This is a genomic window from Thaumasiovibrio subtropicus (genome assembly GCF_019703835.1).
Lineage (GTDB): Bacteria > Pseudomonadota > Gammaproteobacteria > Enterobacterales > Vibrionaceae > Thaumasiovibrio > Thaumasiovibrio subtropicus.
This window is the reverse complement of record NZ_AP023054.1, coordinates 56,577-70,766: the sequence shown is the minus strand read 5'-3', so window position 1 is coordinate 70,766 and position 14,190 is coordinate 56,577. Positions and strand designations below refer to the sequence as shown.

Sequence of the window (14,190 nt, the reverse complement as noted above, 5' to 3'; positions counted from 1 at the left end):
CTATGAGTAGAGGGATTGTTTGGGTCGTCGACGACGACAGTTCAATTCGCTGGGTTTTAGAGAAAACGCTCTCCGCAGCCAATATTCTCTGCGAGACATTTGCCGATGCCGATAGTGCCATTGATGCACTCGAACGCAGCGTACCCGATGTCTTGGTCTCCGATATTCGTATGCCGGGCACCGACGGCTTATCACTCCTCAAGCATTTGCAAAGCCAGTATCCCACGTTACCCGTCATCATCATGACGGCACACTCAGATCTCGATGCTGCCGTCAACGCGTACCAACGTGGTGCATTTGAATACTTACCCAAACCCTTCGATATCGATGAAGCCCTCACCCTCGTCGAACGGGCCCTCACCCATAGCCAAGAGCAAAAACGCCAACAACAACCGAATAAGGATGAAAAGGCTGCACCGGAGATCATTGGCGAAGCCCCTGCCATGCAAGAAGTATTTCGTGCAATTGGCCGCCTCTCGCGCTCATCTATCTCAGTGTTGATTAATGGCGAGTCTGGTACAGGTAAAGAACTCGTTGCCCACGCACTGCATCGTCACAGCCCGCGTGCCAAGAAATCGTTTATCGCCCTGAACATGGCGGCGATACCAAAAGATCTGATTGAGTCTGAACTCTTTGGTCATGAGAAAGGCGCATTCACTGGCGCCAACAACGTTCGCCAAGGGCGATTCGAGCAAGCCAATGGCGGTACACTGTTTTTAGATGAAATTGGGGATATGCCCCTCGATATTCAAACCCGATTACTTCGCGTGCTTGCTGACGGCCAATTCTATCGGGTGGGCGGCCACTCGCCTGTCGAAGTGGATGTGCGTATCATTGCCGCTACCCACCAAAACCTCGAGAAGCAAGTGGCCGATGGCGATTTTCGTGAAGACCTCTTCCACCGCCTCAATGTCATTCGCGTTCATCTGCCTGCGCTCAAAGATCGTCGTCAAGATATTCCTCAACTCACAGAACACTTCTTAAAACGGGCTTCAAACGAGCTAGGGGTGGAAGTGAAATCCCTTCATCCCGACACCAGCGTGTTGCTTTCAGAGCTGGATTGGCCAGGCAATGTGCGTCAATTGGAAAACACCTGTCGGTGGTTAACGGTCATGGCAAGTGGCAATGAGATATTGCCTAACGATCTCCCCCCTGAGTTACTCAACCCTGCGCCAGCTCCCGGAGAAGATGCAGCGGGCGAAACTTGGCAACAGTTGTTGGCACAGTGGGCCAATCAGGCGTTACACAAGGGGCAAGATAACCTGTTACATGACGCACTGCCTGAGTTCGAGAAAATACTCCTATCGGTGGCGTTAGACTATACTCATGGACACAAGCAAGAAGCGGCGAAATTACTTGGCTGGGGCCGCAATACACTCACCCGTAAATTGAAAGAGCTCAATTTAGAGACAGATTAGGGTGTAAAAGGTCTGCCCTCAGTTGTTAATTTATGGTAAAAATGTGCCGCACTAACTCTGAGAGATTATCCTTATTCGATGAAGTATCCTCGCCTACTCCCATTGCGCACAGCCGTCATGCTACCTTTTGTTGTTCTTCTGGTAGTCACTCTCGGCATTATTGCCGCTGCTCAACACAGCAGTAATCAGCGCATGTTGGATGAGATGAGTACGCGGTTACTTCATTCCTATGCCGACAATATCACTACCGAGCTCAACGCCTTTCTATTTGCGCCATTTGCGGCCAACAACGCCATGCGCGACTCCATCGAGCGCTTCGGTTTACATACGCAAGATAGCCTCGAGAAACTCGATGGCTATCTTCTCAATATGTACAAAGACTACCGCGAAGAGTTTCCGCAGATCAGCGTGATCAGTTATGGCACCGAAGATGGGCTCTATCTCGGCTATCGAATTAACGATGACGACTCCATCTCGTTAATGTTGAAAGATAAACGCACTGACATGTCGCTCAACATTTACAAAGGGCTCGAACTAACACCGACTCCGAGTTTCCAGTATGAAGGGTATGACCCCACAATACGCCCTTGGTATGTCCCCGCAGCCACCTATCTCAGCTCAAAATGGTCATCGATTTACACCAATGCTGATGAAAAGCAGGAAATCACCATCACAGGCTCATCACCTGTCTTCAAAGACGACAAGTTCGCGGGTGTCCTTGCCACAGATATAAAGCTGAATCACATCAACCGTTTCCTTGCCGACCACAGCATTAGCTACAGTGGACTCACCTATATCATGGATCATCAAGGGCGCTTAATTGCCAGCTCTAAAGATGGCTATGGGATGATCAATGATGGCCAGCGACGCCATGCGAAAGAGAGCAACAACGCTGTCATTGCGGCGACAGGGGCACACATTGAGTCTCTGTTAGGAGCACCACTGTATGACGTTCAAGAGTTTGACCTCATCATTGACGAAAAACGCTTCTTCAATCTGCTAGTGCCTTATAAAGATAGCCATGGACTGAACTGGTATATCTTGGTGAGCATCTCTGAAAAGGCACTTTTGGGTGAAGTACCTGCAATTCAACGCGCAGGCTTGGCATCGGTTGCAGTGTTTGCTGTCATTGGCCTGTTGACCGCATTGATGCTCATATCCCGCTTGACTCAACCCGTGATTGAAATCGCCAACGCGGCACGCCGTCTTGCCGATGGCAGTTGGGAGTACCAAATTAAATCCAATGTGCGACTCAAAGAGACGGCAATGCTGACCTCTGCATTCCGAGACATGTCCGCACGTTTGCAGCACTCCTTCTTCACACTCCGCAAGCAAGTGCTTTATGATTCACTGACCGAGCTCTTCAGCCGCGAAGGTTTGCTCGATGAAATGCGCAAACCATCACTGAAAAAACAGTATTCTGCTCTCTACTTACTCGACCTCAATGCGTTTCGTAGCATTAACGATAGCCTGGGACATCTCACCGGTGATCGGTTACTGGTGGCCATTGCGCGCCGCCTCAAGGCGCGCTTACCGACTGATGTCACTTTAGCCCGTATCGGTGGGGATGAGTTTGCAGTTTTCCATCCCGACCTCGCCACGCCAGCAGCAACAGAAGAGTTCGCCCGCGCCTTAGTCGATATGTTTATTCAGCCGTTTCGTATTTATGATGATGAGGTGGTGATTCAAATTTCGATCGGTCTGGTGTCTGGCACACTCAAACCCAATACCGAAGTAGAATGGTTACGCAATGCGAGTTTGGCACTGAGCAAGGCCAAATTCCAAGAAAGCAGTCGAATCAGCAGCTTTGAACCCTTTATGGCTGATGAAACCATGGCGAAGACACGTCTGACAACGGAGATGAGTCGAGCGATCGAGAACCATGAGTTCTGCAATTTTTATCAACCCGTGGTGTCATTGAAAGATGGCTGTATTCATGGTGCCGAAGCCTTAGTACGTTGGCAAAGTCCTAGCCGAGGCCTTGTTCCACCAGGCAGTTTCATCCCCCTTGCGGAGGAGAATGGGATGATTGTCGACATCGGTCGACAAGTGCTACTTAAAGCTTGTCAGGACACCCAGCAAAACATAGACAGTGGCGAGTGGCCGCAAGACTTCTCCATGCACGTCAATCTCTCAGTACGCCAACTGATGCAGTCAGATTTTGTTGAGCAATTAAAGGATGTCATTCGACAAACGGAGATCAGCCCACAATCTTTGACCTTGGAGATCACTGAGTCACGTTTGGCCAGCAACAACAGTCAAATGATCACCGTCCTTCATCAAATTCGTCGCCTCGGCGTTAAAATAGCCATCGATGACTTTGGTACCGGTTATTCATCACTCGCCTATCTCAATCAATTGCCGTTTAACAAGGTGAAAATCGATCGCTCCTTCATTAGCGATTTGAACGACGATGCCCAGCGTCGAAACATCGTCAGTGCGATCATCAATATGACTAAAGGCTTTGGGGCAGAAATTGTCGCCGAGGGGGTAGAAACCCCTGCACAAGCCGCATTACTGAATAAACTGGGGTGTCATAACGCGCAAGGCTTCCTCTACAGTAAGCCGCTACCTCTCTCTCAATGGCCAACACTTAAAGTAAACATTGGCAGAATATCTCCGTATAACGACCAAATGTAAGCCCAAAGCCGCTGATTTATCACTACAGTTTATCTATACTCAGGCGCCAATCCCTAGTTGGTATAAAGGAAGCACAACGATGAACTACAAAGACCTCCCTATCACTGACCTGCATCGCCACCTTGATGGCAATGTTCGCAGTCAGACCATTCTTGAACTTGGTCAGCAATTTGGTATTGCGCTTCCTGCCGATAACTTAGAAGCCTTACGCCCTCACGTACAAGTGGTAGAAAACGAGCCCAGTTTGGTGGCTTTCCTCTCAAAACTAGATTGGGGGGTTGCGGTATTGGGCGACTTAGAGGCATGTCGCCGCATTGCTTACGAAAACGTGCAGGATGCGCTCAACGCGAGCATTGATTATGCAGAACTTCGCTTCTCACCCTACTACATGGCAATGAAGCACAACTTACCTGTTGCGGGTGTTGTTGAAGCCGTGGTTGATGGTGTTCAGGCGGGTAGCCGCGATTTTGGCGTGAAAACAAACCTTATCGGTATCATGAGCCGCACATTTGGTATTGATGCTTGCCAGAAAGAACTCGACGGCCTACTGACCCAAAAAGATCACCTTGTAGCGATTGATTTAGCCGGTGACGAACTCGGTCAGCCTGGTACACAGTTCGTTTCACACTTCAAACAGGTGCGTGATGCAGGCTTACGCGTTACCGTGCATGCGGGTGAAGCTGCGGGTGCAGAAAGTATGTGGCAAGCCATTAAAGAACTGGGTGCCGAGCGTATCGGTCATGGTGTAAAAGCCATCGAAGATCCCGCTTTGATGGATTACCTTGCTGAGCAAAAAATTGGTATCGAGTCCTGCCTGACATCTAACTTGCAAACCAGCACAGTGGCAAGCTTAGACGCACACCCGATCCGTCAATTCTTAAGTCATGGTATTCGTGTCAGCCTAAACACGGATGATCCTGCCGTTGAAGGCATTGAATTACCGCATGAGCTTGAAGTCATGGCGCCAAAAGCCGGACTGTCTGACGCTGATATCCGTCAATGTCTGCTGAATGGCGTTGATATGGCCTTTTTATCTGAAAGCGAGAAACAAGCGCTTCGAAAGATGGCTGCCGCTCGCTAGTTGACATTTCCCTAGACACAAAACGATGAATAATTGACCGATCTCAGTTTTTAACCTCTGTTTTGTGGCACAATAAAGCCGTTTACAATATTGCTTTATTTTCATCAGGCGCATTTCGATGCGCCTGATGTCGTCTTCACGCACAGCCGGAGAATACCCATGCTAGAGGGATTATTTTCATTATCAACGCAAGCCCCAGCGATCAGTGAGGCCGCAATGGCGAGCCCGAATCACTTAGTGGCGGGGACACTTGCCTTGGTAGCCGCCATCACAATGACAGGCTGGTAAGCCCGACATCGTGAGTGCTGATGGCAAGGATGACATCACACCGTTAGCAAAGAGGCGCTCAATGAGCGCCTCTTTTAATTCCTTTGCATGATAGCGTTCATTATATGACGCGTGAAAACTGCTGCTGACGCGCCTGTTTACGCAGGTATTTATCGAAACACATACAGATATTGCGGATCAGTAAACGTCCCTTCGGCGCAACCTCAATGTACTGCTCAGTCATCACCACTAACCCATCATCAATAAACGTCTGTAACAGCGCTAAGTCTTCTGCAAAGTAGTCTTTAACCTCGATACCAAACTCAGTCTCAATCTGAGCAATATCCAGTTGGAAGTTACAAATCAACGATTTGATCACTTCTCGGCGCAACTTATCATCCTCATCCAGCGACACACCTCGCCAGAGCGCGTGCTGATGAGATTCGACATCAGCGTAGTAATGCTTCAACTCTTTCTGGTTTTGGCTGTAGCTATCGCCAAGCATCGAAATCGCAGAGACACCCAAGCCCAGCAAGTCACACTCACCCTGCGTGGTATAACCTTGGAAATTTCGATGCAGTACACCTTCACGCTGCGCGACAGCGAGCTTATCCTCTGGCTTAGCAAAATGGTCCATACCAATAAACTGATAGCCAGCCTTTGTCAGCGTTTGAATGGTCTGCTGTAAGATAGCCAGCTTTTCTGTCGCACCCGGCATTTCTTCATCCTTCAACTTACGCTGCGCAGCAAACATACGTGGCATGTGGGCGTAATTGAACACAGACAAACGCCCCGGATCCAATGTCAGTACTTGCGATAACGTCTCAGCAAACGAGCTCGCGGTTTGCATTGGTAACCCATAGATAAGATCGAGGTTCGTCGAACGAAAACCCAAGGTCTTGGCGCGGGCGACCATGTCTCGAATAAACTGCTCATCTTGCGTACGGTTGATACGCGCTTGTACAGTTTTATCGAAGTCTTGTACGCCAATACTGATGCGGTTAAACCCTTCTTGGCGCAGATGGTCGAGCATCTCTAACTCAATCTCACGCGGATCGATTTCAATACTGATTTCAGCATCAGGTTGAATGCGAAAGCGCTGGCGCAATTGCCCCATTAAACGGCTGATCTGCACCGCGTCGAGAAACGTCGGTGTACCACCGCCCAAGTGAATTTGGGTGACTGAACGCTGGCCTAATTGTGTGGCGCGTAAATCAATCTCTCTGCTTAGCGCGTCAAGGTAGTGATCTGCTTTATGGCGATGACGTGTCACCACTTTATTACAACCACAGTAGTAACAAAGCTGATGGCAAAAGGGGATATGCAGATACAAAGATAATGGACGCTCGGGATAGCGCTGGCACTCTGTATCAAACTGCTCCGCCATAAAGTCGGTAGAGAACTCTAGAGCGGTTGGGTAAGAGGTATAACGTGGACCAGAGTAGTTGTACTTCTCAATCAGAGCCTGATCCCATTCAATGTTTGCGATATCCATACACGCGCGTTCAGTTACGAAAAAAGGCCTACAGTGTGCCATAAACCTCACACTCTGTAGACCTTTAGGATCACGCCCTGTGTAACCGACTGTGACCAAATATCGCGAATTTGTAGATTGGCGACGTGCAATGATTACGCGGCAAACGGTGCCAACTGCGCCATCGTCTCTTCACGTCGAGCGAGAATCACATTCAACTCTTCGTGAATGCTGTCTTGTAACTCCGCTTCTAACTTCATCCGAGTCACATCATTTCGCATCCGTTCTTTCTTCGGCTGCGCTTTACGCGCATCGCCACGGGGCATGTCACGCACACCCTCATACAAGGTGTTCAAGTTCGGATAAGCCTCAGCAAAATCGATACGTAAATCGCCTTGGACCAAATCAAACAGGACGCCTAAACGAATGGAAGCTTCCGACAAATCGCACTGCGCTTCTCGACCGGCATGGGCAATAATGAAGATACTGTCAAACAGCTTAAAATTACGCTGCCCAATGGCTTTCTCTTCCATTGCGGCTTGGCGCTTTGTTTGCTGGTGCAACTTCGCCAGCAGCATGCCCGCGTATCCCGCGAGCACAGCGACAACGATGCAACCTGTAATCCATAACCATGTCGGCATTGCGTTTACTCCTTGTCGAAGTCATCCACATCAAGTTGATTAAACTGCTCGAATCGTTCTTCATCAGTCAACGGTGCTGATGGGAAAAACTCGTCTTCGCTTTCCTCTTCCGGCGCGTCCTCAAGCAGGCCCAGTTGCGCCATGAGTTGCTCGATGCGATCCAGTTTTTCATCCACAGATTTCTGTAGGCCAGCCCCTAAGTTTTCACCTTCCTCAATGCGATCAAGCAATGCATTCAGTTGTGCATCATTCTCTAACTGCATCAACTCTTGCTCTGCACTTAGCTTACGTTGGCGCTTCGCTTCGTTTGATTTTGGATGCGGCTTGTCTTCAATCACCAAAGGGATCGGCTTCTTGCTGCCTAAACGTGGGTCACGCTTTTGGCCTTGTGCCTTCAGTTGGGTCACTTCTTCCGCTGAGTGACGGCTACCTGCTTTCAGCCCTTTACGTTTACGCGCTTTCTTACGCACTAGACCATCTTGGTCTTTCTGAGAAACAGATTTTTCTACAAATTGAGCTGGGCCTTCTGCGCCAAGCTTGCGTGTCTTTTTCTTACGTGACATTACTGGGGTTTCCTCAGCAAAATTACATCATTTCCAACAAACTCAACGTCTAAACCATCTCGCTCAGCCAGATAACTGAACGTCGCTTGGCTAAAGAAGCTGACGTGGGTCGGGTCATTCTTATAGTGCCAACGTGCAAAGGCATCATAATCCAGTGCGAGCTTCGTCATAATACCAAGCCAGCCACCGGGCTTTAACATACCAAGCAGTTGTTGCCACTCTTGATAAGGCGTATAGAAATGCTCAATCGCCTCAGTACAAGTAATAAAGTCATACGTTTGTGCCAGCACCGAGCGATCTGGCGCAAAGTACGGGTCGTATATCGCAACCTGATGCCCTGCTTCTGACATCATTACCGACAAAGTGGGTCCGGGCCCACTACCAAAATCGAGCCCCTTTAATGACTCTGCTGGCAGTTTATCCAAAAGCGGAGTGGCCACTCGGGATAAAAAGCGTCGATAACCGAGATCTTCACTGTTGTTTTCGTGTTGATCATAGACCTCTTTTTCCATCGCAGGATCCAGCCGTTTATCTGGATCAGCAAAAATCAATGAACATTGCTGACACTGAAAATAATCACGGCGAGCATCTTGATGATAGTGTGCGACGTCAGCCGCCTCACAGAGAGGACAGGTGTGCATCTCAATACCTCATTTGGTGCAGTGGCGGGAATGTACCAGATCCACCGCGAATAAAAAAGCGGCGCTGTCCACCAGCCCCGCTTTCTTTTTGTTCAGATTTCTTGTCGCCGTTACATCAGTGCAAACCACCAAGATAGCCTGCCAGTGCTTCTATCTCTTCATCGGTTAATTTTATCGCGACTGAACGCATCATTTCATTCATGTCATTGGCGCGCTCACCCGCTCGGAATTGCATGAGCTGCGCTTTGATATAATCCGCATGCTGCCCTGAAATACGTGGAAAACCGGACGATGCGGTACCATTACCCCGAGGGCCGTGACACGCAGTACACGCAGCAAGGCCTCGCTCTGGATCACCAGCGTAATAGAGTTGGTGTCCTACCTCGACTGAAGATTCTGGCGTCGTGCCGTCTGGTGGCGTTAGGCTTGCATAAAAAGCCGCGAGATCAGCAATGTCTTGATCGCTCAAACCAATCGACATTCCCCCCATCACCGCATTTACTCGCCCTTCCTTGCCACCACTGCTCATGCCGAGTTTGAATTCATGTAACTGCTTAGCCAAATAGTTCTCATGTTGACCAGCAAGGTTCGGATTTTCAGGAATCAGGCTTACACCATCACTACCGTGACAGGCAACGCACGTTTTCGAGGTTGCTAAAGCTTTGCCTGACTCTATGTCTCCTGCAGCCAGCACCGAGTGCGATGCAGCAAGAGCCAATATCAGCGCTAATTTCTTCATGACATTCCATTTATAATTATATCAATGCTTCCAGTACCACATCCATCGCCCTGCATCATGGTATAATGGCTGACCAATTGCTGAGCACTTGTACAGTTTACACCCTTTTACATAAAAGTAATCAAACGACTACACAAAGACATGACGGAGTTAACAGTGAATCAAACTCTCAACTACAGAAAGACAAAATTTATTATTAGTGCGCCGGATATCCGTCACCTTCCGGTCGATTCAGGGGTTGAGATTGCGTTTGCTGGCCGCTCCAACGCAGGTAAATCGAGCGCCCTCAATCGCCTAACGGACCAGAAAAGTTTAGCGCGTACGAGTAAAACGCCTGGCCGAACACAGCTCATCAACATGTTTGAAGTTGAAGAAGGCTGCAATCTGATCGACCTTCCCGGTTATGGCTATGCCCAAGTTCCTTTAGAAATGAAGAAGAAGTGGCAGAAATCGTTAGGGGAATACCTTCAGAAGCGAGAAACCCTGATCGGCTTAGTGGTATTGATGGATATCCGCCATCCGCTTAAAGATCTTGACCAACAAATGATCGACTGGGCTGTCGACAGCGGTTTACCGGTTTTAGTCCTGCTAACGAAAGCCGACAAACTCAAGCAGGGCGCGCGCAAATCAACCGTATTGAAAGTGCGCAAAGCACTGGCTGATATCGAAGGCGACATACAAGTAGAAGCCTTTTCCTCATTGAAAGGTGTCGGTGTTGATGCCGTGCATCGCAAACTGAATGCGTGGTTTTTTGAACACGTAGAATTTGTCGATGAAGATGAGCAATCTGACGTAGATAGCGGCTCTGAAGCGAGCTAATAATCGTACTCACCGTAACATAGAAACAAAAAACCCCACCTTAGGGTGGGGCAACGGGAGAGAAATTAGGAGGTTTCTTATTGTAATTGTTATTAAATGATCATTTATTTACCTGCTGGAAGCAAGTTTTTTGTGCTGTGAATGTTGCGAGATGTTAGCTTGCTCTACTTCCTCTGATTTTTCTCCTTACTTTCCCTCTTCCTATCTCTGTTTCTGACTGCGTACTGAAAACACCACACACCTTAGATCAACGAAAACCTTCTTCACTGCATGATTACGCAGCGCTTATGATCACCAGATACAGAAAAACGGACAAATTCTGGAATAAAATTACATTCTAGTACCTTAAAAACAAAAAAAAGCCGAGACCACTATGGGGCTCGGCTGAGTAGATATTTGCGGCGGCGCTCTCACCGTAAATAGACAGTGATCACGCAGCGGCAAGAACAAGAAGCAATATTCAGTATACTTATAATTTGCGCACTTTAAAGTAATAGCTCTAAAAAACCACCATTAAAAAGTGATGGTGATCTTTTTTTGAAAAGGTTTTTTAGAAGAAGTGTGATGGGAATAGACTTTTCTTTGGCGCAATAAAAAACGCCCCAGTTCATAGAACTGGGGCGGCTGAATCAGCCAAATCCAATAACGTGAAACAAAAGGTCTGAAAGATAGAACATCTTACCTCTGTACCCTACGCCAATTAATGTATAACAACTGCTCAGAAATTGAAAGTCATTTATGTAGTTTTTTTTCATTTATTCGCCAATCTAATCGACACAGCAACACCAATGTCACATAGCAATAATATTTCAAGGCGAAAAATAAAAAGCGCCATCATACGACGGCGCTTTTTAGTTAAGATAAACTTCTGTTTTATATGGCAAACTGTAGGTTAATGTGCTTCATCCCAGCTGTCGCCATGACCCGCTTCAGCGACCAATGGCACATCCAAATTCGCTGCGGAAGCCATGATCTCACAGATCTTCGCTTCGATATCAAGCAGCTTCTCTTCCCTAACTTCAAACACCAGTTCATCGTGAACTTGCATCAGCATCCGTACGTCGTCACCCTGCTGATCGACCCACTCAGCAACAAGGATCATCGCCTTCTTGATGATATCAGCGGCGGTACCCTGCATCGGTGCATTGATCGCTGCACGCTCTGCCGCCTTACGGCGCATACCGTTACGTGACTTAATTTCTGGCAGGTAGAGACGACGACCAAATAGGGTTTCAACATAACCCGTCTCCGTTGCTTGCGTACGCGTTCGCTCCATGTATTCCATCACGCCAGGATAACGCTGGAAGTAAGTATTCATGTAATCCTGCGCTTCTCCGCGAGGAATGCCCAGCTGCTTAGCAAGTCCAAAAGCTCTCATGCCGTAAATCAAACCAAAGTTAATCGCTTTCGCACGACGACGCTGTTCACTTGAGACTTCAGCAATATCCACCCCCATCACTTCCGCTGCGGTCGCTGAGTGAATATCTTTGCCATGAGCAAATGCATCAAGCAGGGCTTGGTCACCAGAAAGGTGTGCCATGATACGCAGTTCAATTTGCGAGTAGTCGACAGCCAGTACTTTGTAACCCTCAGGCGCAACGAACGCCTGACGAATGCGGCGTCCTTCTTGATTACGGATCGGGATATTCTGCAGGTTTGGATCGGTCGAAGATAAACGCCCTGTAGCGGTTACCGCTTGGTGGTAAGAGGTATGCACTCGTTTGGTTGCTGGATTAACCATCTTCGGCAGCTTGTCGGTATACGTCGACTTCAGCTTCGCCAAGCCACGGTACTCAAGAATACACTTAGGTAATGGATAATCTAACGCGAGTTCTTGCAACACTTCTTCATTTGTTGAGGGTGTACCTGATGGCGTTTTCTTCAGCACAGGCAGCCCCATCTTCTCGAACAAGATAGCCTGTAGCTGTTTGGGCGAACTCAAATTAAATTCTTCACCCGCGATGTCGTAAGCCTCTTTCTCAAGCTCTTTTAAACGCGTATCTAACTGCGCGGACTGCTCAAGTAGCTTGGCAGAATCAATCAAGACACCAGTACGTTCCATTTTCGACAACACAGGCACCAGCGGCACTTCAATGTCATCATAGACAGTGCGTAATGATGGTGTTGCTGACAATTTTTTATCTAACACATTATGAAGACGCAATGTTACGTCAGCATCTTCAGCGGCATAAGGCCCCGCCACATCTAAATCGATCTGGTTAAACGTTAACTGCTTTTTGCCTTTACCTGCGATTTCTTCAAATCCAATCGTATTGTGATTTAGATAACGCTGCGCCAAACTGTCCATATCATGACGACCATTGACGCTATTAAAGACATAAGAAGCCAGCATGGTGTCGTAACGAATCCCCGCCATCGCAATGTCATAACGCGCCAGGATACTCGCATCAAATTTTAGATTCTGGCCCACTTTTGCTTTTGTCGGACTTTCTAGAAGTGGCTTAAGCTTTTCAAGTACCCAGTCGCGATCGAGTTGTGCTGGCGCATCGAGATAATCGTGAGCAACCGGGACATACGCCGCTTTCCCCTCTTCTACAGCGAAAGAGACACCGACCAAGTTCGCCGTCATGTAGTCGAGGCCGTCGGTCTCGGTATCGAAGGCCACCACATCGGCTTTCTCTAGCGTTTCAAGCCAAGCGTTGAACGCCGCTTCTGTCAGAACAATCTCGTAGCCGCTGCGATCAATCGCGGCAATCTCAATCTCTTCTTCATCCTCGCTCGCGTCAGCTGTTGCTGATACGGTAGTTTCACTTCCGCCACGTTTTAACTCATCAATCCAGCGCTTAAAGGCCAGTTTGGTGTAGAGTGACATCAAGGTGTCCGTATCCGTGTCCCCTTTCACAAGCTGCTCGGGCGCTAAGTCCAAAGGGACGTCCAACTTGATTGTGGCTAAGGTGTAAGAAAGGTAGGCATTCTCTTTGTGCTCGACTAATTTCTTCGCCATGGTCTTTGAACCACGGAACCCAAGAGGCGCAATCGCATCTAAATTGGCATAGATCTCATCAAGGCTACCGATGCCTTGAAGTAGCGCTTTCGCTGTCTTCTCACCGACACCCGGCACACCTGGAATGTTATCGACCTTATCTCCCATCAGCGCAAGGTAGTCGATGATCAGTTCAGGGCCAATCTCAAACTTATCCACAACACCTTGTGGATCCATTATTACATTGGTCATGGTGTTGATCAGGGTGACATTCTCATCCACCAGCTGCGCCATGTCTTTATCACCTGTCGAAATCAGTACTGGCATCCCGGCTTTAGAGGCTTGGGTGGCTAACGTACCAATCACGTCATCGGCTTCTACCCCTTCAATCGCGATCAAAGGTAACCCCATCGCTTTGATCAATGCGTGTAATGGCTCAATTTGGCTACGAAGATCATCCGGCATAGGCGGTCGATTCGCCTTGTACTCAGGATAAATGTCATCGCGAAATGTCTTACCCTTCGCATCAAAAATAACCGCAATATGATCGGTTTCTACCTGACGAAGCAGGCTTTTTATCATATTAATGACGCCATACACCGCCCCTGTCGGCTCACCGTCAGCATTAGTGAAGTTGGGCGCAGCATGATAAGCACGATAAAGATAAGATGAACCGTCAATCAGAATGAGCGGCTTTTCTGGGATAGAGGCCATGGTGAGGAGAATTCCTTAGGTTTTTAGAATGGTGTCTAGGATGCCACGAGATCAATTTACTGTTAAGTGATCACGAAGATTTGTCAGACATAAATCGCACACCACCCTGTGGATAAGTATGTGTGTATTTATTTTAGATGAAAAGATCCTTTCAGACACCAGCAACCCCAGAGCATATAAAACTCAATATAATCATAAATTTGCAAGATCGCCTTTTGCTCGATCTCAGATCGAAAGATGATCAATTAA

At 48.1% G+C, this 14,190-nt stretch carries 12 protein-coding genes; 5 read left to right on the top strand and 7 right to left on the bottom strand.

Going from position 1 to position 14,190, the window contains the following annotated elements; genetic code table 11:
• Positions 1–2: 2 nt before the first annotated feature.
• The 4 genes from glnG (at position 3) to TSUB_RS25160 (ending at position 5,427) form a co-directional block, all read left to right on the top strand.
• Complete coding sequence (gene glnG, locus TSUB_RS00325; RefSeq protein WP_087023250.1) at positions 3–1,418, top strand: nitrogen regulation protein NR(I); 1,416 nt, start codon at positions 3–5, stop codon at positions 1,416–1,418.
• A gap of 78 nt (positions 1,419–1,496) precedes the next feature.
• Positions 1,497–4,058: a bifunctional diguanylate cyclase/phosphodiesterase gene (locus TSUB_RS00320; RefSeq protein ID WP_087023248.1), complete on the top strand. Its 2,562-nt coding sequence runs from the start codon at positions 1,497–1,499 to the stop codon at positions 4,056–4,058.
• 79 nt (positions 4,059–4,137) lie between these two features.
• Positions 4,138–5,139: an adenosine deaminase gene (gene add, locus TSUB_RS00315; RefSeq protein WP_087023246.1), complete on the top strand. Its 1,002-nt coding sequence runs from the start codon at positions 4,138–4,140 to the stop codon at positions 5,137–5,139.
• A 159-nt stretch (positions 5,140–5,298) separates the two neighbouring features.
• On the top strand, positions 5,299–5,427 hold the full coding sequence (locus TSUB_RS25160; RefSeq protein WP_281422916.1) for a hypothetical protein: 129 nt from the start codon (positions 5,299–5,301) through the stop codon (positions 5,425–5,427).
• A gap of 100 nt (positions 5,428–5,527) precedes the next feature.
• On the opposite strand, the gene hemN is transcribed toward TSUB_RS25160, so the two are convergent.
• The 5 genes from hemN to TSUB_RS00290 form a co-directional block, all read right to left on the bottom strand.
• Positions 5,528–6,901 (bottom strand): oxygen-independent coproporphyrinogen III oxidase, encoded by a 1,374-nt coding sequence (hemN, locus tag TSUB_RS00310; RefSeq protein WP_087023244.1) that lies wholly within the window; start codon positions 6,899–6,901, stop codon positions 5,528–5,530.
• A 134-nt stretch (positions 6,902–7,035) separates the two neighbouring features.
• On the bottom strand, positions 7,036–7,521 hold the full coding sequence (locus TSUB_RS00305) for a DUF2489 domain-containing protein (RefSeq protein ID WP_087023242.1): 486 nt from the start codon (positions 7,519–7,521) through the stop codon (positions 7,036–7,038).
• Positions 7,522–7,526: 5 nt separating this feature from the next.
• Positions 7,527–8,084 (bottom strand): Der GTPase-activating protein YihI, encoded by a 558-nt coding sequence (gene yihI, locus TSUB_RS00300; protein ID WP_087023240.1) that lies wholly within the window; start codon positions 8,082–8,084, stop codon positions 7,527–7,529.
• Entirely contained in the window at positions 8,084–8,725 is a 642-nt protein-coding gene (locus tag TSUB_RS00295) for a class I SAM-dependent methyltransferase (RefSeq protein WP_087023238.1), read from the bottom strand. Before TSUB_RS00295 ends, yihI begins: the two co-directional genes overlap by 1 nt.
• Before the next feature lie 115 nt (positions 8,726–8,840).
• A complete protein-coding gene (locus tag TSUB_RS00290) occupies positions 8,841–9,464 on the bottom strand; it encodes a c-type cytochrome (protein ID WP_087023237.1) in 624 nt (207 codons plus the stop codon).
• A 156-nt stretch (positions 9,465–9,620) separates the two neighbouring features.
• Here TSUB_RS00290 and yihA point away from each other — a divergent pair, with 156 nt between their 5' ends.
• Positions 9,621–10,283 carry a ribosome biogenesis GTP-binding protein YihA/YsxC gene (gene yihA, locus TSUB_RS00285; RefSeq protein ID WP_087023235.1) on the top strand — a complete coding sequence of 221 codons (663 nt, stop codon included), beginning with the start codon at positions 9,621–9,623 and terminating at the stop codon, positions 10,281–10,283.
• A gap of 629 nt (positions 10,284–10,912) precedes the next feature.
• Here the strand turns inward: yihA and spfP are convergent.
• Both spfP and polA read right to left on the bottom strand, forming a co-directional pair.
• Entirely contained in the window at positions 10,913–10,960 is a 48-nt protein-coding gene (spfP, locus tag TSUB_RS25315) for a small protein SpfP (protein WP_438616993.1), read from the bottom strand.
• A 215-nt stretch (positions 10,961–11,175) separates the two neighbouring features.
• Positions 11,176–13,941, bottom strand: coding sequence for a DNA polymerase I (gene polA, locus TSUB_RS00280; protein ID WP_087023233.1), 2,766 nt, complete (start codon positions 13,939–13,941; stop codon positions 11,176–11,178).
• Positions 13,942–14,190: the final 249 nt, after the last annotated feature.